Genomic DNA, 24805 nt, shown 5'->3' on the forward strand with positions numbered 1-24805 from the left:
CTGGAAGGTTTTAGGAGCAATCCAATATTTTAGGAAAGATGATGGTATGGACAACTTGATAACCCGACAACTTGATTCTATCTTGCACATCCAATGATCACCGACGAAAGCATACAACTCGTAAAAGACACCGCCCGCGTGGAAGACATCGTGGGCGACTATGTAAACCTGCGTCGGCGCGGACAGAATATGCTGGGACTCTGTCCTTTTCACAACGAAAAGACGCCGAGCTTCAACGTTAACCCAAGCCGTAACATCTACAAATGCTTTGGCTGTGGGGAAGGCGGGGATCCGATCAAGTTCCTGATGACGCTGGAACAGCTCACCTACCCCGATGCCATCCGTAAGATTGCCGCCAAGTACAACATCCAACTCGAGGAAAAAGAAGTCAGCCAGGAAGTCAAGGAAGAACGGCAGGAAAAGGAGAGCCTGATCCTGGTCAATGAGTTTGCGCAGCAATGGTATGCCGATCAGCTGTACAATACGGATGAAGGCAAAAGCATTGGACTGAGCTACTTCAAAAGTCGCGGCTTCCGCCGCGATGTCATGGAGAAATTCGGCCTCGGCTTTGCCCCCAACAGCCGAAACGGACTGTACAAAGCTGCCCTGGCCAGCGGCTACAAAGAAGAACAACTCGATAAGCTCGGCCTGATCCGGAACAAGAAAGACTTCTTCTGGGACCGGGTCATGTTCACGATCCATAACCTGAGCGGTAAGCCGATCGCGTTTGCCGGTCGGATCCTGAAAAAGGACGTTAAGGCGCCGAAGTACGTCAATAGTCCGGAGTCGGAGATTTACCATAAATCCGACGTCCTGTACGGCCTGCACCAGGCCCGGGGGATGGTTCGGAAGCTGGACAATGTGTACATGGTGGAGGGTTACACCGACGTCATCAGCCTGCACCAGCACGGCATAGAAAACGTTGTTGCTACCTCGGGCACCAGTCTTACTTCGGGACAAGCCCGGCTCGTTAAACGACAAACCGAAAACGTTACCCTGCTATATGATGGTGACAAGGCTGGCATAAAGGCAGCCCTGCGCGGTGTTGATGTCCTCCTGATCGAAGGACTAAACGTCCGCGTCGTCATCCTGCCCGACGGCGAGGACCCCGACAGCTACATGCAGAAGGTCGGTACCACCGCCTTCGAAGAGTACCTGACCAAGAAACGCCGTGACTTCCTCTTCTTCAAAGCAGACCTGCTACTGGAAGAAGCCGGAGACGACGTGGCCGCCCGTAGCGACGCGATCCGCTCCAGCATCGCCACCCTGGCGCTGGTGGAAGACCCCCTGAAACGTGCTGGTTACCTGCAGCAGTTTACCGGCAGATTGGGTCTGGAGGAAAGCCTGCTGGTGAACCTGGTCAACCAGGCCGTGGCTGATCGCCGGGAGGAAGTAAAGAAAGAACAAGACCGCGAGCAGCGGCGAAGGGAGCGGAACGCCCGGGCGGAGAATGCCCCTGGCCTGCCCCCCGTTCGTCCGCAGCGGCCGCAACGTCCCAATAAGAAAGATATACCTCCGCCGCCCACTGAAGACCGTTGGGCAGGGATGCAGGAACCTGGGTTTGCGGGGGCGGAGCCCCCGCCCGCTGGCAACGACGACTACGCGCCCGACTGGGGCGGTATGGACGACGGCGGCTGGGCCGGAATGCAGGAACCTGGGTTTGATGACAGTGGCGGCATAGAGATTCCTCCGCCCTTCATCGATGGCCAGGTGCCGGAGATGCCGGGTAAAGACCCGTTGAAGGAAGCACTGCTTTTTACCGGTCACACCTTTCAGGAACAAGATCTTGTCAAGATCCTCATCGTCCACGGTAGTAAGCTGCACGATGAAGAGACCAATACGTCAATTGCAGGTTTCCTGACGGCTAATACTGCCGATATACTGGGAGATTTCGACAGTGAACAATACCGGAAGGTCGCGGTACTCGTAGCCGATTACGTCCGGCAGCATCAGCAAGGACCCGCTCCGGAGTGGTACCTGAATCATCCGGAGGAAAATATCCGGCAGATGGCCGTTTCTGCTACATTGAGTCCGCATACGATGAGCCCCAATTGGCAAGAGAAGTACAAAGTGTACCTCCGCCAAAAACACCCGACCGAGAACCATAAACTCTATGCAGAGAACTTCCTGCGCATTTTCCGGATGGAGAAAATCGACCGGAAATGCAAAGACAACATCCGTAAGATCAAAGAATACGAGAAGGGCGATGACCATAAGAAACTTGTCCTGCACATGAAACTACAGATGAAGCTGGATGAAATGCGAAAGGCGCTGGCGGCTGAGTTAGGAACGGTGGTGTTGGGGAAGTAGCTTCGCTAAAGCTTCATCTTGTAGCGATTCCTTATTTTAAAGTGCCCCCAATATGTGGACAACATATCGCACCCAGATGATGACTCAGAAGCCGTCAGACGGAATTTTTACCGACTGCGTCAGGTAAAAACGATCCGTCAGTTTGCGAACAATGGCCTGGAGCGGTCGTCCGACCAGTTCTTTTAGCCGGCTACGCCAGGCTAAAAGAACTGGTCGGACGACTTCAGCCTCTTCAATTTGTTTTACACACGTCCCCAACAAGCAAACCAGTTTCCACCGCATTTTCCCTACCTTGCCCCGCCAAAATAAGCCCATGTTACCAGCCATAAAAAACCGCAGGTCCGTATTTCCACAATTCTTTACCGATCAGCCCGTTGAGGAGGCTTCCATTGAAGCCTTACTCGAAGCGGCCAACATGGCGCCGAGCCATAAAAAAACGGAACCATGGCGTTTCCGGGTATACACCGGAGCAGGACGGGATCAACTCAGCCAAACGGTCAAAGAGGTCTACGAAGCTGCCCGTGCGCCAGAGGTTCGGGACCCTAAGGTCGCGCCAAAATTTGCCAAAAAGATCGACCAATCGCCAGTAGTCATTGCCGTATTCCTGCACCGTGACCCGACTGGTAGCCTTCCGGAATGGGAAGAAGTTGCAGCCGTGGCCTGCGCGGTCGAAAACCTGTGGGTAAGCCTTGATCATTATGACCTGGGCGGCTACTGGTCTAGTCCGGGGTTCCTTTGCGGTCGTTATGGTCAATGGCCCGATGCCGAGGACAACGAACGATGCCTGGGCCTTTTCTATCTTGGCCATTACGAGATGCCCGACCTGCCGCGCCCACGCGGAGCGTGGGAGGATAAGGTGATTTGGACAAAGTAGTCTGCCACAAAACATTAATTATTAGCACCCCAGCCATGCGTCCAGAACTTTTCAACGTCGATACTGCCTTACTCACTAACCGCTGTGTTGTGCGGCGTTTTCGCGAGAATGAAGGGGTAGCATTTCAAAAGTTGATTTACGCCAACCGGGACATCCTCCAGGACCATTTCCCCCTGCTGGTAGGAGAGATATCCGCTACCGATGATGCCGCAGAGGCTTTCCTACGGGAACGCATCGCTGCCTGGCTACTCCAACAAGACTATACTTTCGGTATTTGGTCGAACGAATCCACTAAGCTAATTGGCTACATCCACTTATTTGAGATCAACTGGGAAGTGCCCAGTGCTGAGATCAGCTTTTTCATCGACAGGGACCATCAAAAGGTTGGTTTAATGACCGAGGTACTGGCCAGGGTCGTCCGCTTTGGGTTCAAGCAGTTAGCATTGGAAAAGATATACTTACGCGCATTGTCTGACAATTATGATTGCCAGCGATTGGTTCGCCGGGTCGGCTTTAGCCGGGAAGGTGACCTGCGTAACGAGTTTCGGAAGCCAGGAGGGATGCTGGTGGATTTGGTCCGCTTCGGCTTTAGCCGGGAAACCTACGGAGAGTAAGGGAAGAAAGGGGAAAGGAAGGGAAAAGAGCAAAAACCATCAGGCAGACGAAAACCGCAAGGGATTTACCCGTTGTGTAGCTTCGGCTTTAACCGAATAGCTCAAAACCCTACGCGCAGATTGTAACCATCCTCGTTGATCGAAGGAATGGATTTACCCTAACGATAGTAAGTCTATTGCCTTAGATAATTGGCTTTGCGATGCAGAAATAAATTTGTGTGTACATTCGACACAGATAACAGGATAGTAAAGGACACTCTACTCGGATGCACCCTTTACTTTTCCGCACTGGCAAATTGCTCAAAATTTTGGCAAAAGACATGATCATGCAACTGAACCAACGCTTCTTCCTATCCTACATCCTTTGTCTTCTGTTTTGTGGCGTTGCTGACGCTCAGCCTGATCGCCCCAACATCATTTTCATCCTTACCGACGATCAGCGCTTCGACGCTCTGGGCTATGCCGGAAACGAATTGATCCACACACCAGAAATGGATAAGCTGGCCGAAGCCGGCACCTATTTCAGCCACGCCATGGTCACTACGCCGATCTGTGCGGCCAGCCGGGCGAGTTTACTTTCGGGCGTTTACGAACGGACGCACCGCTTCAACTTCCAGACGGGAGACATTCGGGAAGAATACATGACAGCTGCTTACCCCAAAGTTCTGCGGCAGGCCGGTTACCACACCGGCTTTTATGGCAAATACGGCATCCGCTATCAGGGCGAAGCAAAGATGTTTGACGAGTACGAAACCTACGACCGTAATAACGCCTTTGATGACCGTCGCGGTTATTTCTATAAAACAATCGACGGAGACACCGTTCACCTGACGCGGTATACCGGTCAGCAAGGCCTGGATTTCATCGAGAAAAACGCCACCGAAGACAAGCCGTTCTGCCTGGCGCTCAACTTCAGCGCACCGCACGCCCATGACCGGGCAAAAGACCAGTATTTCTGGCAAGAGACCACTGCTCCCCTCCTTGCCTCTACCACCATCCCTGCACCTGCGCTAGCCGCCCAAAAATACTTCGACATCCTGCCCCAACCGGTGCGCGATGGCTTCAATCGCCTCCGCTGGACCTGGCGCTACGACACCCCCGAAAAGTACCAGCACAGTGTAAAAGGGTACTATCGGATGCTCTCTGGCATTGACCTGGAGATCGGCAAACTGCGGAAGCAACTGGCCGCAAAAGGGCTCGAAAAAAACACCGTCATCATCCTTATGGGCGATAACGGTTACTTCCTTGGCGAACGCCAGTTGGCCGGTAAATGGCTGATGTACGACAACTCCGTTCGGGTGCCGCTGATCATCTTCGACCCACGAGGGAAACAGCCTGTCAACAGCGATCAGTTAGCGCTCAACATCGACGTCCCCGCAACTATTCTGGATTTAGCAGACGTTAAAAAACCCGACTTTTACCAGGGGCAAAGCCTGCTGCCCGTCGTTAACGGCACGACGAAAGTCCTGTCAGATCGGGATACGGTCCTGATCGAGCACATCTGGGATTTTGAAATGATTCCCCCCAGTGAAGGCGTACGTACTAAAGATTGGAAATATTTCCGCTACGTAGACGATCAGCGCGCCGAAGAACTCTATAACCTCAACGACGACCCACAAGAAACCAACAACCTTGCGGAGGACCCGGACTTCTACCCCATCCTGCGTAGCCTACGGCAAAAATGCGATCAACTGATCGCTCAATACAGCGACAATTACTCCGCAGCGCCAACCGGCCTTTCCCTCGAATACATCCGCGAGCCTGCCACCATTGTTCTGCGTGACCCCAAACCAGAGTTTGGCTGGATCGTGCCGGAGGGATCCGAATTCCAGGCGGCTTACCAGGTGCTGGTGGCCTCCACCCGGGGCGACATCGACGCAAATAATGGCGACGTATGGGACAGTAAAAAAGTAACCGATAGCCGCAACTTTGGCCTGGAATACGAAGGGCCCGCTCTCGACCCGAAAAAGACCTATTTCTGGAAGGTTCGTATTTGGGACGACGTCAACAGATTGTCGCGCTACTCCGAACCACAGCAGTTCCGGGGCGTGGATACCGAGACGGATAACTACATCGCCCTTTCCAGCGACGGGGCCGGGCAGAAAGGCGACAAAGGCGGCCGTTACCTGAGCACCGGGAACATCTTCCAGATGGACCGGGTGAAGCCGGTAAAACTGGAGAAGCGTGGTGACGTCTGGTTCGTCGATTTTGGTAAGCACGGCTATGCCAATATGGAACTGACCTACACGGCAAAACGTAACGATGTGCTGACCATCCGCATCGGCGAAAAATTGAAAGACGGTAAGATCGACCGCAAGCCCGGCGGCCACATCCGTTACCAGGAAATGCAACTGCCGGTGATGAAAGGTACGCATACCTACACCCTTCCCATCGTCCCCGACGAGCGTAATACGAAGCCGCTTGCAGTGCATTTACCAGACAGTATTCCGGTGCTGATGCCGTTCAAATATGGCGAGGTCGCAGGTGCAAAGGGAGAACTGAAAAGCAGTGATTTTACCCAACTCCGGTACTACACCTACTGGGACGACGACGCCAGCTATTTTACCTCCGACAACGACATTCTGAACCAGGTTTGGGAGATGTGCCGCTACAGCATGAAGGCCACCTCCTTCGCCGGGCTCTACGTTGATGGCGACCGCGAACGCATCCCCTACGAAGCCGACGCCTACCTGCAGCAGCTGAGCCATTACACTACCGACCGCGAATACGCCATCGGCCGCCGTACCATCGAGTACTTCATGGAGTATCCGACCTGGCCAACGGAGTGGCAACAACACGTCGCCCTCATGTTCCACGCCGACTACATGTATACCGGCAATACAGAGCTCATCGCTGAATACTACGACGAGCTGAAGCATAAGACGCTGCTGGAACTCGTCGGGGAAGATAATATGGTCAGCTCTACCCGCGTCACACCGGAGTTTATGAAGAAGCTCGGCTTTGGAGAACGGAAGGACATCCTCAAAGACATCGTCGACTGGCCATCTGCCAACTGGCAGGGAAACCCCGAAGTAACCGGCGAACGCGACGGTTTCGTCTTCATGCCAAACAATACCGTCATCAACGCCCTCTTCTACAAGAACATGCTCATCATGGCTGAATTTGCCCGGATACTTGGCAAAACTGACGATGAGCTCGAATTCAATATCCTGGCGCTGCGCGTCAAGCAGGCCGTCAACAACACCATGCTCGATCGGGAAAAGGGTTACTATGTAGACGGTGAGGGCACAGACCACAGTTCGGTCCACGCCAATATGTTCCCCCTTGCCTTTGGTCTGGTACCGGAGGAGTACAAGAAATCCGTAGGCGCATTCATTAAAAGTCGGGGCATGGCCTGCTCGGTCTACGGTGCCCAGTACCTGATGGAAGCTCTCTACGAAGCAGACATGCAGGACTACGCACTGGAAATGATGGCCGATACCATTGGTGACCGCAACTGGTACAATATGATACGTGAAGGCTCCACGGTTTCGATGGAAGCCTGGGGCTTCAGGTACAAACCCAACCTGGACTGGAACCACGCCTGGGGCGCGGTACCCGCCAATATAATTCCCCGTCAATTGTGGGGAATACAGCCAAAGACACCGGGCTACGGCGTGGCCACCATCCGCCCGGCCATGAGTAACCTGAAGCGAAGCACCATCAAAGTGCCAACGCTGCGCGGACCGATCACCGGGGAATATAAGTGGGTGAATGGCCGCAAACAGGTTTACACCCTAGACATACCAGCCAACATGGTTGGAGAGTTCAGCCTCCAGCTCAAAGACAACCAGGCGCTAAGCCTGAACGGTGAGAAGGTAAATCTTGCCTTCGGATCAGTTCGGCTACTTCCCGGTAAAAACGTGCTGGAGGTCAACGTTAATTCCTTCTAAAATTGGCGAGGGCCTGAGCTCTGGGTAAAGCAGTCGCAAAGCGAAAAACTGTTCTTTGCTCTATTGCGAAACTAACGGAGAACAGCCCCTCATCCCCGTTAACAACCCGGTAATGAAGACTAAGCTACTAACCCTGCTTGTTTTACCCCTCCTCTGCACCTGCGCCCGCGCCCAAAGCAGCAACGTTGTGGCACTGGCCGATGAAAGCCTGGTCACTCCCGATGGCTTGTACTTCGACGGCGAGCGCGGTGTCGACTACCAGTTCGGTCGTCAGATTTCGGCCCACGGCGACTGTATTGAGGTCATCGGCGGATTTGTGTTTGTAACCTGGTACCAGGGGGGAATGGATAATCGGCTCCTGCGGCTGTCCCGTCGACGGCTCGGTGACCCCGCCGCGCCGTGGGTCACACTGGAATTTCCCGATCAGCACATTGGCTACCGGGGAGACCCCACCATGGGAGATTCTCCCAACACGATCGCCGTAGGGGTCAGTACCATCGACAGCACCGTACACCTGCTCTACGATATGCACGCCTACAGCCAGAGTGGTGTCCCGAACAACTTCTTTAATTACCGGGTGATGAACCGCGATGGGGCCGTTGTCCGTAAAATTATCCTACACCGATGCTAAGATTACTCACTGTTGTAGCCACCCTCCTCGTTTTCCTGGCTTGCGAACCGGGAGATGCCGATAGATCTACCGCCAAAAGCGCGACCGCAAATCCGTCGGCTGCGCCTACGGGGGAAGAATTGGCGGCAGGCTTCCTCCACCCGCCCAACGAGGCCAAACCCCGCACCTGGTTCCACGCCATGAGTGGCAACATGAGTAAGGTGGGATTGACGAAAGACCTCGAATCAATGGCCGACGTGGGTATTGGAGGTTTACTTTTGTTCAACGTAAGTCAGGGGATTCCCGTCGGTGATGTACCCTACAATTCTGATCGGCACCATGAGATGATCACCCACGCTGCGGCAGAATCTGAACGACTGGGGCTTAGCTTTGGCGTGCATAATTGCGATGGCTGGAGCAGCAGCGGCGGGCCTTGGGTAAGGCCGGAGGAGTCGATGAAAATGGTCGTGTGGAGCGAGACGATTGTTGATGGTGGTGGCGGGAAAACGGAGCGAATCCTGGCACAACCCACAACCAGGGAAGGGTACTATCGTGATATTGCCATATTGGCTTATCCCTCCCTGGAGGCTGAGGTGGAAGACGCCGAGAACATTCCTTCCGTAATGGCCTCGGATCAGCGCTACGACACGGGCTTGGTTACCGACGGTAAAACGGATGGAGAGGCACAACTGGGCAGCAAAGGAGAGCCGAAACCCTGGCTCCAGTTTTCTTATCAACGGCCTAAAACGATTCGTTCCGCTTCCGTAATTTTTACGGATCGCCACGGAACGGTAACGCTACAAAAATCTGATGACGGCAGTAAATTTGAAGATGTTCGCGAACTGTTCAAAGTTCGAACAGGGAAAGGAGAATGGGCGGTTAACGATCACTTTGACCCGGTAACGGCGGCCCACTTTCGCCTGCAGTTTAATCAGGAGATGGAACTGCGTGAAGCACGGCTGACGGGCACCTACTTCATTGAGAATCCACTCGGGCGCACCGCGATTGCGCGAACGGAGGATGTAGACCTTGGAGAGATAGGCGCACCACCCCCAGGGATGACCATTGATCCGACATCCGTTCTGAACCTGACGGGTGATTTTAATCCTAACGGAGTACTTACCCATGACCTGCCACCCGGCAAATGGACCATTCTCCGTTTCGGCCAAACTTCCACCGGAGCCTTCAACAACCCGGCAAGCAACGAAGGTCGGGGACTTGAAGTGGACAAACTGAGCCGCCCGGCCTTCAAAAAACACTACGATGCCTTTGTGAAGCGGGTGCTTGATAACGCCAAACCGGTAGCGCCCAACGCCATGCAGTACGTAGAAATCGATAGCTACGAGATGGGCGGGCAGAACTGGACGGATGGTTTCAACGAAATTTTCGCGGAACGCAAAGGCTACGATTTTATTCCTTTTCTCCCCTTGGTGGCGGGACGTTTTATGGGCGCGGCCGCCGGTGCAAAGGACGTTGAAAAGCAACGTTTGGCAGAAGCGGTGCTGTACGACTACCGCGAAGTGATCTCCGACCTGTTTACCGAAAACTACTTTGAGTACTTCACCGAGCTGTGCCACGCAGATGGCATCAGGAGTTACGTTGAGCCCTACGGCTTTGGCCCGCTAAATGACCTGGACGTGGGTGGCACGGCAGACATCCCGATGGGAGAATTCTGGATGGACCGGGAGATCAATATGGTGGAGTCCGCCGTCTCCGCCGCCCACATCTACGGTAAGCCGGTGATCTCGGCAGAATCTTTCACGACGGCTCCCGGCTTGAACTGGCGGGGAAACCCCGCCATGGCCAAGGTCTCCGGCGACCGCGCCTGGGCGATGGGCATCAACGAGTTCATGTTCCACCGCTTCGCGCACCAGGCCAACCCCAACGTGACGCCGGGCATGACGATGAATCGCTGGGGTTTCCACTTCGACCGGACCCAGACCTGGTGGAGCAACGCTGGGAAAGCTTGGTTCCGGTACATCACCCGGGGATCCTACCTACTTCGGCAAGGTTATCCCGTAGCCGACCTGATGATCTTCGTCGGCGACGGGAAGCCGAACTCCCGCTTTAAGTGGCAAGATTTCGATCCCGCCATTCCGAAATGGATTAATTACGACAACGTCAATACCGATGTATTGATCAACAGGGCTTCACTCGAAGACAAACACATTGTCCTCCCCGAAGGCGGCCGCTACCGGATGCTGGCGCTAAAGAACTGCGATCAACTGAGTCTACCTACGTTGCGCAGGTTAGTCAAAATTGTTGAAAGCGGCGTGATCGTATTGGGCGAAGCACCTTTACAATTAGCAGGATATGGGCATAGCGCCGAGGATTATGCTGAATTTGTAAAACTCTCGAACTACCTCAAACCTAAACTGGAGCGGTTTCATAATTGGTCGGAGCTCTATAAATCTTACCAGATTTCACCAGATTTGAAGGCCCGCCAACACGACACCCCCATCTACGAACACCGCCGCGTTGGAGAAACGGACATTTATTTCCTGGTAAATGAAGACAGCACCCCCGTCACGCTGCACTTAGATACCCGAATCCGTGGCCGACAACCCGAACGGTGGAACCCGCTGACCGGAGAAATAACCGATATCGTTCGTTTCTCAGCACATACCTCAGGGACTGCCTTTAAACTCGAACTAGAACCGGAAGAATCCACCTTTATCGTCTTTCGCCAGCCCGTTTCTCCTTCACCTCCCTTAGTAAGGGATAGTAAACCTGCCGACAGCAAACAACGCTTTTACCGTACCTCAAATAGTGCAACGGCAATACTGGCCGATCAGCCAGGAGACTACGTTGTATATTTCAGTTCCACGGATTTACAGTCCCGGACCATTGATGAACTAGCCGAGCCATTAGCCATCGACAATCCCTGGCAGGTAACCTTTCGGAAAGAGAATGGCTTTGCCGGAACATTGACATTTAATACCTTGACCGACTGGGCTAAACACCCCGACGAACGTATCAACTACTATTCCGGCACGGCGACGTACCGTTCCAGTTTTGACTTCACGCTCGACGAAGCACTCCACTATCAGCTTGACCTGGGTGAAGTAGACATTGTCGCCGAAGTAATCCTCAACGGCAAAAACCTCGGCGTGCTATGGATGCCCCCCTTCAAGATCGACGTCACGGACGCCCTGCGAACCGGAGAAAATCAACTCGAAATCGAAGTCACCAACCTCTGGAGCAACCGCCTGATTGGTGAAGAGCGCTTCCCAAAGCAGGATGGTGGGTACGAGATGGACGGCTACCAACCTAGGAAAAAGATGCCCCAGTGGTACGTCAATAATGAGCCGGTGCCGCCAGGGCCACGGACCACCTTCACTACTGCCGACTTCTATGATGCGGATGATGAACTGTTTCCTTCGGGGCTGAAGGGGCCGGTGCGGATCCTTGCTCTTAAAGAACTTGTTTTTGCACCTGCGGCCGCGCCTGAAAACTAACTACGATGAGACACAACATGTGGCTATTTGCTCCCCGGCACTTATGCCGGCTAATCAACGTTCCGGCACAAGTGCCGTGGAACAAATTCGTAGCACTATTCACTATCATACTGCTGGCCGGCCTGCTCTCCGCCCAATCCATCGAAGAAGGCTTCCAAAACCCGCCCCCCGAATTCCGCCCCAAAACCTGGCTCCACGTGATGAGCGAGAACATGTCGGCCGAAGGCATGACCAAGGACCTGGAGGCCATTGCTGAAGTCGGCCTCGGCGGCGTACTGGTCTTCAACGTGACGCAGGGCATCCCCGTGGGCAAGGTGAAGTTCAACTCCGATGAGCATACGGCGATCATGGCTCACGCCGCCGCCGAATGCCAACGCCTGGGCCTCACCTTCGGCCTGCACAACTGCGACGGCTGGAGCAGCAGCGGAGGACCGTGGAATACGCCGGAGAACTCGATGAAGATGGTGGTTTGGGCGGACACGATCGTGGAGGGAAGGAGAGTTAATGTGCAGTTGCCACAGCCACCCGTCACCGCCGGTTTCTACGAAGACATCGCTACGCTGGCCTGGCCGGCCACCCAGGCAGAAATAGCCGGTCAACAATCACAGGCAGCCATCACTGCTTCCGACCCGAGCACCAACATCAGGATCATTACCGACGGGCTGCATGAAGCCTCGACTCCACTCAAAGTCCCGACAGGAGAAGAAGCCTGGGTTCGTTTCAGCTACGAAGAACCCTTCACCTTGCGTTCCGTTTATCTTCTCGCTGACGGCAGACCTAACCTGCGGTTAGAGTTTTCCAGGGATGGAAAAACCTGGATAATAGCGGACAACCTTCGGCTGAGAACCACCGGCAAACACGAATACGCCGTAGGTTTCACGTCTGAAGGTATCACCGGCCGCCACTTCCGCATCGTGACCGATCGCAGCGTTGACCTGCGGGAGATCAGCCTCGGCTCTTTTCCATTGATGGAGGATTGGCTGGACCGCACTTCTCTGTCCCGTATCGAAGATCGAGAACTGAAACCGCTGCCGGAGCCCTCACCCGGAGTAGCCATCAAGCCGGAGGAGGTAATTGATCTGACAGACCACGTCAATGCGGACGGGATACTGAAGAAAAAGCTACCGAAAGGCATGTGGACGATCATGCGCTTTGGCCACACCTCCACCGGAGCGGTCAATATCCCCGCTTCTGCGGCGGGTACTGGGCTGGAGGCCGATAAATTCCGTCGCGCGCCACTTAAAGTTCATTACGAAGCCTACGTTGGTAAAGTTGTGAAGGCCAGCCCAGTGGGCAGTGTTGGCTATGTCGAAATAGACAGCTACGAAGTGGGCGGTCAGAACTGGACGCAGGGTTTTAGAGACACCTTTCGAGCGGAGTACGGCTACGACGTCAAACCCTATCTACCGCTGTTCGCCGGTAGGCTGATCGGGAGAACCGAAGACGCCGAGCGGGTACAACGCGACCTGCGCAACCTATACGCCCGGCTGCTCAACGATAACTACTACGGCTACTTCACCGAGCTCGCGCATGCCGACGGACTAAAAACCTACGTGGAACCCTACGGCGGTGGCCCGCTGAATAACCTGGCAGCTGGTGGCCGGGCCGACATCCCAATGGGTGAGTTTTGGCTCAAGCGGCCGACGGGAAGGTTCGGAAGCGCGGTTTCATCGGCGCGGACGTACGGCAAGAACATCGTCTCGGCCGAAGCATTCTCAGCCTTCGACTGGGCGGGCAACTGGGGTATTCACCCGGCGGAGATGAAGGCCGACAATGACCTAAACTGGACGCGGGGGTTCAACGAATACGTCTTCCACCGCTTTGCACACCAGGCCAACACCCACGTCACGCCCGGCATGACGATGAATAAATGGGGCACCCACTTTGACCGGACGCAGACCTGGTGGAACAACGCGGGTAAGGCTTTTTGCGAGTACATCGCCCGCGGGCAGTACCTGCTGCGGCAGGGCGTCCCGGTGTCAGACGTGCTGGTGTTTGTGGGGGATGGCTCGCCTAATGGGTACATTACCCGGGAAGAACTGGGCTTGCCGTGGTACGTGAATTATGACTGTGTGAACGATGAAGTTTTGCAGAATCGATTGGGCGCGGACGCGGGTGCAATGAAACTTCCTGAGGGAACCAAGTACCATATCCTGATGCTGGAGAATAGCCGGACAATGACGTTGGCTACTTTACGCAAAATTAAGGAGCTGGCCGAGGTGGGAGTTCTCATTATAGGTAAACGCCCTGAGGAGTTGATGGGCTACCGGAATAGCGCTGTCGACCTAACAGAATTTGAGCAGTTAGTCGAATTAACCTGGTCAAAGCCTACCGTAAAGGAAAGCATGTTACCCGAAGACCTTTTAACAGAAGCCGGGCTGGAAGCTGACTTCATCAGTCAGGATACGACGGCTTTGGAGTACATCCATCGGCGTGACGGAGAAACAGATATTTACTTCATCCATAACCCTGGGGATAGTTCCGTTTACGGCTCCTACACATTTCGGGTTACAAATAAAATTCCCGAATTTTGGAACGCCGTTACCGGAGAGATCGTGAAATCGGCGATGTTCAATACCAATTCTAATGTTTGGTGGGGAACTTACACACAAATTGAATTAGGTGCAGGAGAATCCATCTTCGTAGTATTTCGCCAAAAAAATACTGATGTCAACACCATGATTGAATACGTAGTGCCCCACTCTTCAATTATTATTGGGAAAGATAAGGCGCCGCACCTCGTAGCTACTTCTCCCGAAAAGTACTATTTGATTCAGGATGCAACCCGGAAGTACCCACAGGCGGACTTGCCCGCTCCGTTACCGGTTCTAGCATCATGGTCGGTAGACTTCGACGTCGCCGGCGGCTACGGTGGCAACCAAACCATGACCAGGCTTACCGACTGGAAAGATCACCCGCTGGACTCCGTTCGTTACTTCTCCGGCACGGCGACTTACACGACGACGGTGGAGGTCTCCGAAGTATATTTTGGTAAGGATCGTCGGCTTACCCTGGACTTAGGAGCGGTCAGCATTGCTGCTGAAGTCCGGATTAATGGTAAAAGCGTACGCACTTTGTGGTGCCCCCCCTTCACCGTTGACGTAACGGACTACCTTCAGCCCGGAACCAATAAGCTGGAGATCGCCGTCACCAACCAGTGGAACAACCGCCTGATTGGTGACGAGCGCTACCCGGACCAATCAAACGGTTACCAAATTGAACGCTACCGCAACGGCAACAACGTTACCAAGCCGATGGTGGAATGGTATACGGCCAATCAGCCGATGCCAGCCGGACCAAGGGCGACGTTCTCTACGGCAGATTTTTTCCGTAAGGATGATCCGCTGGTGCCTTCCGGCCTATTGGGGCCGGTGCGGTTGGTGCCTGCTCAATTGCTTCGCCTTGCACCTGCAGCCGCGCCTGAAAAAGAATGATTATGAGAGACCAAATTGAACTCGTCCGACGAGCCTTGCAGCGCCTGGCTCGGCGGACGAGTGGACAGCTTAACCACTCGGCGGACGAGTCAGGATGTTCCTTCCGCCCAGGCCAGCGAGTCAGGATATTTATTCTGTTGGTGGTAAGTACTACAACACTCTCCGCCCAAAACCCCATAGTTCCCAGTCAGGGCCTGAACGACCCGCACATCCATATTTTCAACGATACCGCCTACGTCTACGCCAGCCACGACAAGAGCGCGGACAACACCAAATTCACAATGGAAGACTGGTGGATCTGGTCTTCACCCGACCTGGTAAACTGGACTAAGCGCAGCGTTTTAAAACCCGAAGACACTTACATCGGTGGCAACTTTGACCGCTGTTGGGCTACGGATGTGGGGTACAAAAACGGAAAGTACTACTGGTATTTCTCCGAAGGCAACCAGCAAACCGGTGTCGTTGAAGGACCAACTCCCACCGGCCCCTGGACCGACAAACTCGGCAAACCGTTGCTGACCGAGGCGCTGACCCCGACCGACGAATACGACATGGCCATCTTCGAAGAAAACGGCGAACACTGGATCATTTTCGGCGTCTGGGATTACTACATCGCCCGACTCGGCGAGGACATGATGAGCCTGGCAGAGGAGCCCAGAAAACTAGCATTGGACCGCAACGTCGGCCCCTACGGCGCCGGCAAAACTGACGACAAAGCCTACCTGCACAAACGCGGCCGCAAATACTACCTCAGTTGGGGCTGCTTCTACGCCATGGCCGATGACCTTTACGGCCCCTACGAATACCAGGGTTGCCTATTGGACGACGACAGCTTCGCCCCCGGCTACGACTCCCCAACCTGGCCCAACGGTTACAAGCAAGGCCGACATGGCAACTTCTTTGAGTGGCACGGTCAGTGGTACTACACCTACTGCGACATCAGCCAGACCGGGAACCGGTGGTTCCGCGACGCCTTCATCAGCTACGTGCACTACAATAACGACGGGACGATGGCCAACATCCGGGTGGACGGCGTAGGCGTGGGCTGGCACCCGGCAAATACGGGTGTCATCCCTGCAGAGGAATACTTCGCAGTGGAAGGTATGCGCAAAGAACAGGATACCGAGACTGGTTTCCGGATGGTCCTGATGCAACAATCCGGGTCACTCATCTTTCCTAAAATTATGGTAATCAGCAAGATGAATCAGCTGACCTTAAAATTTGGTTCAACTTCCGGAGGAAGCTTCCGGGTCGACGTGCGTCGTAAAGACAAAGGTGGTATGCTGCTGGCAACCACTGGTTTCGAGCTTAAGCCACTCGACAAAGGCTACCAATTCGTGGCCCTTCCCCTGAAAAATCTGTCCGATACCGAAGATCTATATTTTGAATTTCACCGGCTGGGACAGGGGGACCTGCGGTTTGATGGATTTAGCTTCAAATAAGGACGAGGGGCTTTGCCCCTAAAGACACCACGATATGACAAGATTTGCTACCCTTTTTCTACTCCTACTGAGTTTCACTGCTTGCGCCCAACAAGCTACCCAGATCTACCAAGACACCAGGTATTCCATTGACGAGCGCGTAGTGGACCTCCTCGGCAAAATGACCGTTGAAGAAAAGGTGATGCAGATGCGGATATTCCACGCAAACAAAGGAATTGAGATCGATGAGAAAGGTGTACTATCCCTGAGCGACGATGTCAAAGACCGCCTGAAAATCGGTATTGCCGGCATCAAGAACCCTGGAGAACACAACTCGCCCATTGCAGCAGCAAAGGGTAATAACGCCCTGCAGAAATACATCATCGAGAACAATCGTCTCGGTATCCCTGCGCTATTTGTCACCGAGTCTTACAATGGTGTCGATGCAACGGGCTGTACCAAATTTGGCCGGCCAATCACTTCGGCAGCCAGTTTCAACACAGAGTTGACGCACCGGCAGTGGCTGGTGGTCGGCAACGAGGCTCGTTTGCGCGGCATGCACATGTGCCACAGTCCGGAGGCGGATGTAGTTCGCGACCCACGCTTCGGGCGGATGAGCGAGGCTTTTGGTGAAGACACTTACCTGGTGAAAGAGAACGTGGTGGCCGCCATCACCGGCGTGCAGGGCAACTACGACGGGCTGGGGAACGGCACCCATATTGGCGCCGTGGCCAAGCACTTTGCTGGTTACGGACAGGTCCTGGGTGGCACCAACTTCGCCGCCATTGAGATCAGTGAGCGGACTTTGATCGACGAAATATTCCCGCCCTTCGAGGCGGCGGTGAAAGAAGCACGCACCCTCGGCATCATGGCCAGCCACGGTGACCTCAACGGTGTCGCCAGTCACGCCAATCCCTGGCTGCTGACCGAAGTGCTGCGCGATCAGTGGGGCTTCCAGGGCTACACCGTCTCTGACGCCAATGATATTGGCCGACTCTTCTACTTCATGGGTGTGGCGGAATCTGCCGACGCAGCCGCCTTACTCGGCCTCACGGCGGGGATGGACGTTGACCTTTATGCCGACGATGCCTATGCACTCTTGCCACGTCTCGCCAAAGAAAAACCAGCAATCGTTTCCCTGATCGACCGTTCCGCCGGGCGGGTACTTCGGACGAAAATGATCCTCGGCCTGTTCGAAAATCCCTACGTGGATGTTCGGGAGACGGAGCGACGGGTCAGGAAATCCTCCTCTCTGGCCCTGGCCCGGGAGGCGGACGAAGAATCAATCGTTTTGTTGAAGAACGAGAACAATACCCTGCCGATCACCAAAATGGCCGGTAAACGGGTGGCCCTGCTGGGGCCGGTACTTCGCGAGTCAACCCTTACTCAGTTTCAAAAAATTGCTCCTGGTCTTGATTTCGTGGCAGCACAAGGCTTCAAGCTGACCGACGAGCAGCCGGCGGTACCGAAAGTAAACATGGAAACCGACGAAAGCATACAGCAGCTGATAGAGATCGCCGAAACGGCCGACGTAAATATCCTTTTCCTTGGCGGAGATGAGCATACTTCAAAAGAAGGTTTTTTCAACAACGCGCTGGGCGACCGGGCGACCATCGAACCAGTGGGGCCGCAGGACGAGCTCCTCCGCCGCATCAAAGCCCTTGGTAAGCCGACAATCGTGGTATTCACCCACCGCCGGACGCTTTCCATCAATGGCTTCGACGAGCACGCCGATGCCATTCTGGACGGTTGGGACCTGAGTGAGTTCGGCGACGAGGCGATGGCCAAAATAATTTTTGGTGACACTAACCCGAGTGGTAAATGCCCCAACACGGTGCCGCGCAGCATCGGCCAATTACCCTTCCACTACAGCGGGAAGCGGATCAATAATAAAAAGGGCTACCTGTTTATGGAAAACGGACCTTTGTATCCCTTTGGTCACGGGCTGAGTTACACCCAATTCAACTACGCCAACGCGAAGATATCGGCGCCAACCATGTCCGGTTCAGCCGAGTTGACGGTCAGCGTCGATGTAACCAACTCCGGTAAAATTGCGGGCAAAGAGGTCGTTCAGTTGTACCTCACCGACGAGATCGGTAGCGTAACCCGACCGGAGAAAGAGTTAAAGGGCTTCCAAAAAATACTGCTTGCCCCTGAAGAGACCAGGACCGTTTCCTTTACGATCAAACCGGAGATGCTCGAATTTACCCGCCTTGATATGAAAAAAGGCCTGGAGACGGGTGACTACACGGTGTTGTTGGGTACCTCCTCAGTGGAGGGTGAGGCCGTTGAGTTTCGATTAATCGTTGAGTAATGGGAAAGAAAATGATCATCGTGGTTGTTTTAAATTGCTTAGTGATTCTCTTCCCAAGCTGTAATACGTTTGTCTATACGAGTGGAGCGAATAAGGCGCGAACGCAGGTGCAGAAAAAAGTGATGGGCGAGCAACGTCCCCACATCTGGGTCCGCCCGGAGGAGCGGACGGCCATCCTCGCCAAAATCGCCGGGAACAAAGTGGTCGCCAACTACTACGCTGCCTTTACCACCAGAGTAGCGGAAGATATGGCTGCCTGGGAGCGGGATCCGTCAGCCTATTTCCGGCAATTACCCCTGCGGTGGGAGAACGCACAAGCGGGGATGATCCCGCCCTTCAAAACCTATACGGGTTTTGACGGTACAGACCGCGGGGAGCAGAACCGGATGTATCATCAACTCCAAACCGCTATCGACTGCGGCGTACTTTTCTTCCTCACGGAAGACGACCGTTATGCCCGCTATGCCTCCGACGTGCTACACACCTTCGTGCAGGCTATCCGGCAACTACCGCTGGATGATACCTCCCAAAATGCCGGCTGGGTTTACACCCTCGATCACCTGCGCGAAGCGCGGGAAATCAGTGCTCAAATCCCCATCATCTACGACTTCGTACAACCCTGGCTGGCCCGGGGAGGAAAAGTTTTTGACGTAGCAAAGCAGTCGCGGGTCGCGTTCAACTTCACCGTAGCCGAGGAAGTTTTCCGCACTTACGCCGAACTGGCCATTAACCGGGGCATTACCGATTGTAACTGGCCGATCCTCGAGGCCTCCAGCCTGGTGGGCAATGCCCTGGCCCTGAGTAACCCGGCCGAGCGGACAAAGTACCTGAGGTACTTCCTCTTGGAAAACACCTCCCGCCAGGACGCGCTGCCCAAGATCGGCGCCTTCTACGATGCAAACGGCGGTAGCTGGCCCGAGAGCTTTGGCTACTCACAACATGTGGCTGGAATTTTGACCTATCTGTTCTCCCTGATGTCTCACCATGATCCGGCGTCAAAACTCGTACACCAATACCCGCAGGTGGTGGCCGCACTTCCCGAAGCCTATTATTTCACTTACCCCGGCGGCAAGGAAACGATCCTGCACGGCGACGGGCACCGGGAGTACCACCCCAACCTGAACGGCTACGAAATGGCCTACCACCTGGGGCTACGGGAGGAAGACCCGGAGCTGCTGAAAGTGTTCGGCCCGCTCCTCAATCATTCCGTCAACAGCGGAGATTACCGCCGTTTCACCCTGAGCGAGGAACGGAATTATGGTGCCACGATGTACGTTGAGCCAACCAAACTACTGTGGTACGCAGCCGAGGTTACCAGCCAGGCCGGTGAGTACCCTTTGCCCGTAACGGCAGCATTACCCTTCGCCGGTATTACGCTGCAACGGAACCTCTCCCCTTCCGGTAAAGCGGAGGACGGGCTAATGGGCTTCGTTGGTGGTGGCGCCTACGTACACGGCCACGCCACGGGCATGAGTATGGAGTTGTTCGGTAAAGGCTTTGTACTTGGGAGCAAGGGTGGACGGACCAGGTACCGGACGGATATTCACGAGAATTACTACCGGATCTTCGCCAGTAATAACACGGTCATCGTCAACGGCAAAACAACCTCGGACGATGGCTGGGTGAACCTTGGGACCGACCGGGTCCGGCGGCTGGCAGCGGAGCCAACGCCTGGCGCAAAGCCGGTTTCCCCAAACTTCAGCTTTACCACTTCAGCGTTCCGGGATACGGTGGGCGATGGTGCGGAAGCCAAACAGGAACGAACGCTGGGCATCGTCCGAACGTCAGACTCTACCGGCTACTACGTCGACCTGTTCCGGTCGCATTCTGATTTACCGGAGCAATACCACGACTACATTTACCGCAATGTCGGAGATCGGTATTACCTGATGGACGGGGACGGAGACATCAACCGATCGCCAACGCCAGAACGGTATCGGGCGAATGCTGAAGCAGCGTGGCGACAAAACCGGGCTTACCGACAGCCGGGCTGGCACTACTTTGAAGACGTGGAAACCTCTTACAAATACGCCTATGATGCCCTGGCCATCTTCGTGGCGGATAGTCTTGGGCCGGAGCCCGTGGAGATGTGGGCCCACCTTCCCGTCGTTGATTCCCGGACCTTCACCACCGCAACTTCTCCCCCACTGACCGAAGGGCCAGAGGGCTACCGCAAAAAACGTGCACCGACGCTGGTGATCAGGCAGGAAGGATCTGCCTGGGATTCGCCCTTTGCGGCGGTATATGAGCCGGTCACGGATGGCAGGAACAGCATAATTTCCGTAGAGGCTATTTTGCGCGACCGCGGGTGCCAGGGAATGATTGTGAGGAGCAATGAAAGGGCTGGCCAAATCACCCAACTTGTATTAATGCCTACTGACCCGGACAAGGAAGTTAATCTTCCTAACTACAACCTGAGTTTCCAGGGACGCTATGCTGTGGTAACGCTAACCCCGTCCGGAGGATTCCAATCTGTATACATAGGCGAAGGACATAGGTTAACCATTGGAGAAGACAGCGTCCGCCCGGCGGGCGGCAAGACAATCTCCGCATTCCTTGACCTTAGTAACCAGGAACCAATAGTCTCCACGTCAAAACCGCTCTACTTCGGCAAATCCGGCGAGCCGGAAACACTTTATATTCCAAAATAATTCAGCTGCTATGCGAAGCATCTCTGCTGTTCTTTTCTCTGCTTTACGTCCAGCGCTTTGCATCCTGCGGCCTCGCCTCTAAATAAGGAAGTGCCTCCGAAATCAGCCTTATTCATCAACCAATAAATCCAGCTTAATGAAACGCTATCAGCTCCCTTCAATCTCTACTAAAAGTGTTTTGGGATTAAGTTTTTCAATGCTACTGTCAGCCTTGGCCCTGTTGTCTTTCACCGCTTGCGGAGAAAAGAACAAAAGTGTCGGGGAGAAGGAAGTGACGGAGGAAATGCCCAACATTGTGCTCATAATTTCCGACGATCAAGCCTGGACGGACTATGGCTTTATGGGGCACGATCATATTGAAACCCCACGTCTGGACAAGCTTGCCTACGGGGGGCTCACGTTTGTTCGTAGCTATGTTCCAACCTCGCTTTGTGCGCCTTCCCTCGCTTCCATTATCACGGGATCGTATCCCCGGCAGCACCAGGTGTTGGGGAATGACCGGGTACTTCCAACCGATGCCCCAGAGGACAGTAAGCGTCTCAGAGCCGACAACTACGCTCCGGTTATCGATAATTTTAAACAGTTAAATACGCTACCCAAAATGTTGAAGGAGAAAGGCTACCTTTCTTTTCAAACCGGCAAATGGTGGTTGGGCAATTACGCCAACGGTGGCTTTGATCTGGGGATGACCCACGGTGATCCGGACAGAGGTGGAAGACACGGTGATTACGGATTAGAAATTGGACGAAACGGGATGGATACCCTGTTTAACTACATCGATCTTGCGATGGAAGAAGAGCAACCGTTCTTTTTGTGGTATGCTCCTTTCCTACCCCACCGGCCACATAATCCGCCAGATAGCCTGTTCCAAAAATATTTACCTAAGGCTCCCAGCGAATACGTAGCCAAGTACTGGGCGATGTGTGAATGGTTCGACCAGACCTGCGGCGAACTGATGGATTATATTGACAAGAAAGGGGCGTCTGAAAACACCTTGTTCGTTTACGTTTGTGATAATGGGTGGGTACAGCGGGAAGATGATCCCAGCTACAACGAAAATTCAAAACGGTCGCCTTACGATTACGGCATGCGAACGCCCATCATGTTCAAGTGGGAGGGCAAAATAAAGCCTGAATTCAATCCTCATTCCCTCGCCAGCAGTTTGGATATAGTACCAACGATACTGGGTTTACTGGGAATGGAACAGCCGGATGGCCTGGACGGCATCAACGTGATGGACGAAACTGCCCTGAAGCAGCGAGAAGCCGTATTTGGTGAGATCTATGCCCATGACTTCAGCACCATTGACAATAGCTTGTTTTACCGAATGGCCATTACTGATCCTTATAAGCTGATCGTGCCTGACAAAGAAAACAAACCAGGCGAATCTGTACAGTTGTTCGACCTGACTAAAGATCCGTTTGAGCAAAAAAATCTGGCAGATCAGTACCCGGAGATCGTTGAAGCATTGAATAAAAAAATCGAAGCTTCATGGGAACATTAAACGCTAACTTAAACCAAGAGGTCCTGAAAGATTCTGGCTGTAAAGTAGCGGCGAGCAAGACCTCAACTTGTCGTCACGCGTTGTTGGGTGAAGCGGTCCAACGTAAGCCGGTACGAAGAGATTTGTCCGCGGGGGGGAAGTCTTGTGGACAAAGTGCCAGCTTTCGCTTGGCCGACGTGTCTGTTTCTACTTCGCGCATTAGCGTACTAGTAAAAGCTGGTCTTGCCCAATGCCTACTGCTACTCTGCCTGACGGTCCTTAGTTCGTGTGGGGAGACAGCAGATGGCCCTACATCTGGCACAACGGCACCTCCCAACGTCCTGTTCCTGGCCGTTGACGACCTGAACAACCTGCTCGGCAGCCTCAACGGCGCTTACGGTGCCAAGACGCCTAACCTTGATCGTCTGGCGGCAAGGGGGGTACTTTTTTCTAATGCCCATTGCCAGGCGCCGCTTTGCGGCCCATCACGGGCATCGATCATGACGGGGCTGCGCCCGTCCACTACCGGGATTTACGGCATGATCCCAGACAATGAAATCCGCTCGGATAACCCAGCGACGAAAGACATCGTTCTGCTACCCGAATATTTCCGAAACAACGGATACCATACCATGGGCATCGGTAAACTGTTCCATAAGCATGCACCCGATGGCGTATTCGATGAGTCCGGAGGCAGGGTAAACGGCTTTGGCCCGGTACCTCCGAAACGGTTTGTATGGGACGGCTATGGTTCATCGGACCGGACGCGCTACGGCAGAACCAGCACAGACTGGGGCGCTTACCCCGAGGTCGACTCCCTGATGCCTGACCACCAGTCGGTAGACTGGGCAATGAAACGTCTGTACCGGGAATACGATAAACCATTTTTTTGGGTGTAGGCTTTCTTCGGGTTCATGTTCCGCTTTACGTCCCGCAAAAGTGGTTTGATCTGCACCCATTGGACAGTATAAAGACCATGCCTTACCGGGCAGATGACTTAAACGATGTCCCACCGGTAGCCCTGCAGATTAACGACCTCCCAATGATGCCTGCGACGGATTGGGCCATTGAAAGCGGAGAGTGGCCGAAAATCATGCAGGCGTACCTGGCTTGTATCAGTTTTGTGGATTACGAAATTGGCCGTTTACTGGAAGCGCTGGAAGAAAGTCCACATGCGAACAACACGGTGATCGTACTGTGGTCTGACCACGGCTACCGGCTGGGGGAAAAAAGTACGTTTGCCAAACATGCGCTTTGGGATGCGGCTACTAAAGCACCGCTACTCTTCGCTGCGCCTAACCTCCCCGGAGGAAAGGTAATTGGTCAGGCGGCAGAGATGCTCTCCATTTACCCAACGCTACTGGACTTATGCGGGCTACCGGCGTATGAACGAAATGAAGGCAGGAGCCTGGTTCCGTTAATGCAGGGCAAGCGCGAAGCAGATCCCCACCTCGCCATTACCACCTTCGGGATGAATAACCATGCGGTGAAGTCAGACCGGTTCCGGTACATCAGGTATGAAGACGGTGGTGAAGAATTCTACGATCATCAAGATGACCCGGATGAGTTTACCAACCAGGCCAACAATCCGGATTACGAAAAGGAAAAAGCCAAATTAAAAGCTGAGTTACCTGAAGCAAATGCTGCCTGGGATCCGAAATCTTCCTACACTTTTCAGCCTTACTTTGTCGAGCAGAAGGCCAGGGCTAACCGGTGAATTCAGCTGTTTCGTAAATCAGGCCC

Annotated in this window: 14 protein-coding genes; 13 read left to right on the top strand and 1 reads right to left on the bottom strand. The window is 54.1% G+C overall.

Annotation, left to right across the window (positions count from 1 at the left end; all coding sequences use genetic code 11):
• The first annotated feature begins 93 nt into the window (after positions 1 to 93).
• Positions 94 to 2310 carry a DNA primase gene (gene dnaG, locus B036_RS0118975; RefSeq protein ID WP_020570311.1) on the top strand — a complete coding sequence of 739 codons (2217 nt, stop codon included), beginning with the start codon at positions 94 to 96 and terminating at the stop codon, positions 2308 to 2310.
• 84 nt (positions 2311 to 2394) lie between these two features.
• Here dnaG and B036_RS33980 read toward each other — a convergent pair whose 3' ends face one another.
• Entirely contained in the window at positions 2395 to 2592 is a 198-nt protein-coding gene (locus B036_RS33980) for a hypothetical protein (RefSeq protein WP_169435080.1), read from the bottom strand.
• A 31-nt stretch (positions 2593 to 2623) separates the two neighbouring features.
• Here B036_RS33980 and B036_RS30090 point away from each other — a divergent pair, with 31 nt between their 5' ends.
• The 12 genes from B036_RS30090 (at position 2624) to B036_RS34175 (ending at position 24779) form a co-directional block, all read left to right on the top strand.
• The gene (locus B036_RS30090) at positions 2624 to 3184 is read left to right on the top strand and encodes a nitroreductase family protein (RefSeq protein WP_020570313.1); all 561 of its coding nucleotides are present in this window, start codon (positions 2624 to 2626) and stop codon (positions 3182 to 3184) included.
• Positions 3185 to 3219: 35 nt separating this feature from the next.
• On the top strand, positions 3220 to 3798 hold the full coding sequence (locus B036_RS0118985) for a GNAT family N-acetyltransferase (RefSeq protein ID WP_020570314.1): 579 nt from the start codon (positions 3220 to 3222) through the stop codon (positions 3796 to 3798).
• A gap of 326 nt (positions 3799 to 4124) precedes the next feature.
• Positions 4125 to 7691, top strand: coding sequence for a sulfatase-like hydrolase/transferase (locus B036_RS0118990; RefSeq protein ID WP_245557488.1), 3567 nt, complete (start codon positions 4125 to 4127; stop codon positions 7689 to 7691).
• A gap of 112 nt (positions 7692 to 7803) precedes the next feature.
• A complete protein-coding gene (locus B036_RS0118995; RefSeq protein ID WP_026232129.1) occupies positions 7804 to 8322 on the top strand; it encodes a hypothetical protein in 519 nt (172 codons plus the stop codon).
• A complete protein-coding gene (locus B036_RS30095) occupies positions 8316 to 11759 on the top strand; it encodes a glycosyl hydrolase (RefSeq protein WP_020570317.1) in 3444 nt (1147 codons plus the stop codon). The genes B036_RS0118995 and B036_RS30095 overlap by 7 nt, the downstream gene beginning before the upstream one ends.
• Before the next feature lie 5 nt (positions 11760 to 11764).
• Positions 11765 to 15193 carry a glycosyl hydrolase gene (locus tag B036_RS30100; RefSeq protein ID WP_083926256.1) on the top strand — a complete coding sequence of 1143 codons (3429 nt, stop codon included), beginning with the start codon at positions 11765 to 11767 and terminating at the stop codon, positions 15191 to 15193.
• Between the two features lie 2 nt (positions 15194 to 15195).
• Positions 15196 to 16635, top strand: a complete 1440-nt coding sequence (locus B036_RS0119010; RefSeq protein WP_083926257.1) for a family 43 glycosylhydrolase — start codon at positions 15196 to 15198, stop codon at positions 16633 to 16635.
• 34 nt (positions 16636 to 16669) lie between these two features.
• Positions 16670 to 18928, top strand: coding sequence for a glycoside hydrolase family 3 N-terminal domain-containing protein (locus tag B036_RS0119015; protein WP_020570320.1), 2259 nt, complete (start codon positions 16670 to 16672; stop codon positions 18926 to 18928).
• Positions 18928 to 21579, top strand: coding sequence for a hypothetical protein (locus B036_RS0119020; RefSeq protein WP_020570321.1), 2652 nt, complete (start codon positions 18928 to 18930; stop codon positions 21577 to 21579). The genes B036_RS0119015 and B036_RS0119020 overlap by 1 nt, the downstream gene beginning before the upstream one ends.
• A 196-nt stretch (positions 21580 to 21775) precedes the next feature.
• Entirely contained in the window at positions 21776 to 23083 is a 1308-nt protein-coding gene (locus B036_RS0119025; protein ID WP_020570322.1) for a sulfatase-like hydrolase/transferase, read from the top strand.
• Entirely contained in the window at positions 23071 to 23961 is an 891-nt protein-coding gene (locus B036_RS34170) for a sulfatase-like hydrolase/transferase (protein WP_211217418.1), read from the top strand. The genes B036_RS0119025 and B036_RS34170 overlap by 13 nt, the downstream gene beginning before the upstream one ends.
• Positions 23952 to 24779, top strand: coding sequence for a sulfatase-like hydrolase/transferase (locus tag B036_RS34175; protein WP_211217419.1), 828 nt, complete (start codon positions 23952 to 23954; stop codon positions 24777 to 24779). Before B036_RS34170 ends, B036_RS34175 begins: the two co-directional genes overlap by 10 nt.
• Positions 24780 to 24805 lie beyond the last annotated feature (26 nt).

This window comes from Neolewinella persica DSM 23188, from assembly GCF_000373105.1.
GTDB classification, from domain to species: Bacteria; Bacteroidota; Bacteroidia; order Chitinophagales; family Saprospiraceae; genus Neolewinella; species Neolewinella persica.

Bases quoted from the DNA above. Each gene is read 5' to 3' on its own strand.
- dnaG (WP_020570311.1), top strand. From the start codon at position 94: ATGATCACCGACGAAAGCATACAACTCGTAAAAGACACCGCCCGCGTG.
- B036_RS33980 (WP_169435080.1), bottom strand. From the start codon at position 2,592: ATGCGGTGGAAACTGGTTTGCTTGTTGGGGACGTGTGTAAAACAAATT.
- B036_RS30090 (WP_020570313.1), top strand. From the start codon at position 2,624: ATGTTACCAGCCATAAAAAACCGCAGGTCCGTATTTCCACAATTCTTT.
- B036_RS0118985 (WP_020570314.1), top strand. From the start codon at position 3,220: ATGCGTCCAGAACTTTTCAACGTCGATACTGCCTTACTCACTAACCGC.
- B036_RS0118990 (WP_245557488.1), top strand. From the start codon at position 4,125: ATGCAACTGAACCAACGCTTCTTCCTATCCTACATCCTTTGTCTTCTG.
- B036_RS0118995 (WP_026232129.1), top strand. From the start codon at position 7,804: ATGAAGACTAAGCTACTAACCCTGCTTGTTTTACCCCTCCTCTGCACC.
- B036_RS30095 (WP_020570317.1), top strand. From the start codon at position 8,316: ATGCTAAGATTACTCACTGTTGTAGCCACCCTCCTCGTTTTCCTGGCT.
- B036_RS30100 (WP_083926256.1), top strand. From the start codon at position 11,765: ATGAGACACAACATGTGGCTATTTGCTCCCCGGCACTTATGCCGGCTA.
- B036_RS0119010 (WP_083926257.1), top strand. From the start codon at position 15,196: ATGAGAGACCAAATTGAACTCGTCCGACGAGCCTTGCAGCGCCTGGCT.
- B036_RS0119015 (WP_020570320.1), top strand. From the start codon at position 16,670: ATGACAAGATTTGCTACCCTTTTTCTACTCCTACTGAGTTTCACTGCT.
- B036_RS0119020 (WP_020570321.1), top strand. From the start codon at position 18,928: ATGGGAAAGAAAATGATCATCGTGGTTGTTTTAAATTGCTTAGTGATT.
- B036_RS0119025 (WP_020570322.1), top strand. From the start codon at position 21,776: ATGCTACTGTCAGCCTTGGCCCTGTTGTCTTTCACCGCTTGCGGAGAA.
- B036_RS34170 (WP_211217418.1), top strand. From the start codon at position 23,071: ATGGGAACATTAAACGCTAACTTAAACCAAGAGGTCCTGAAAGATTCT.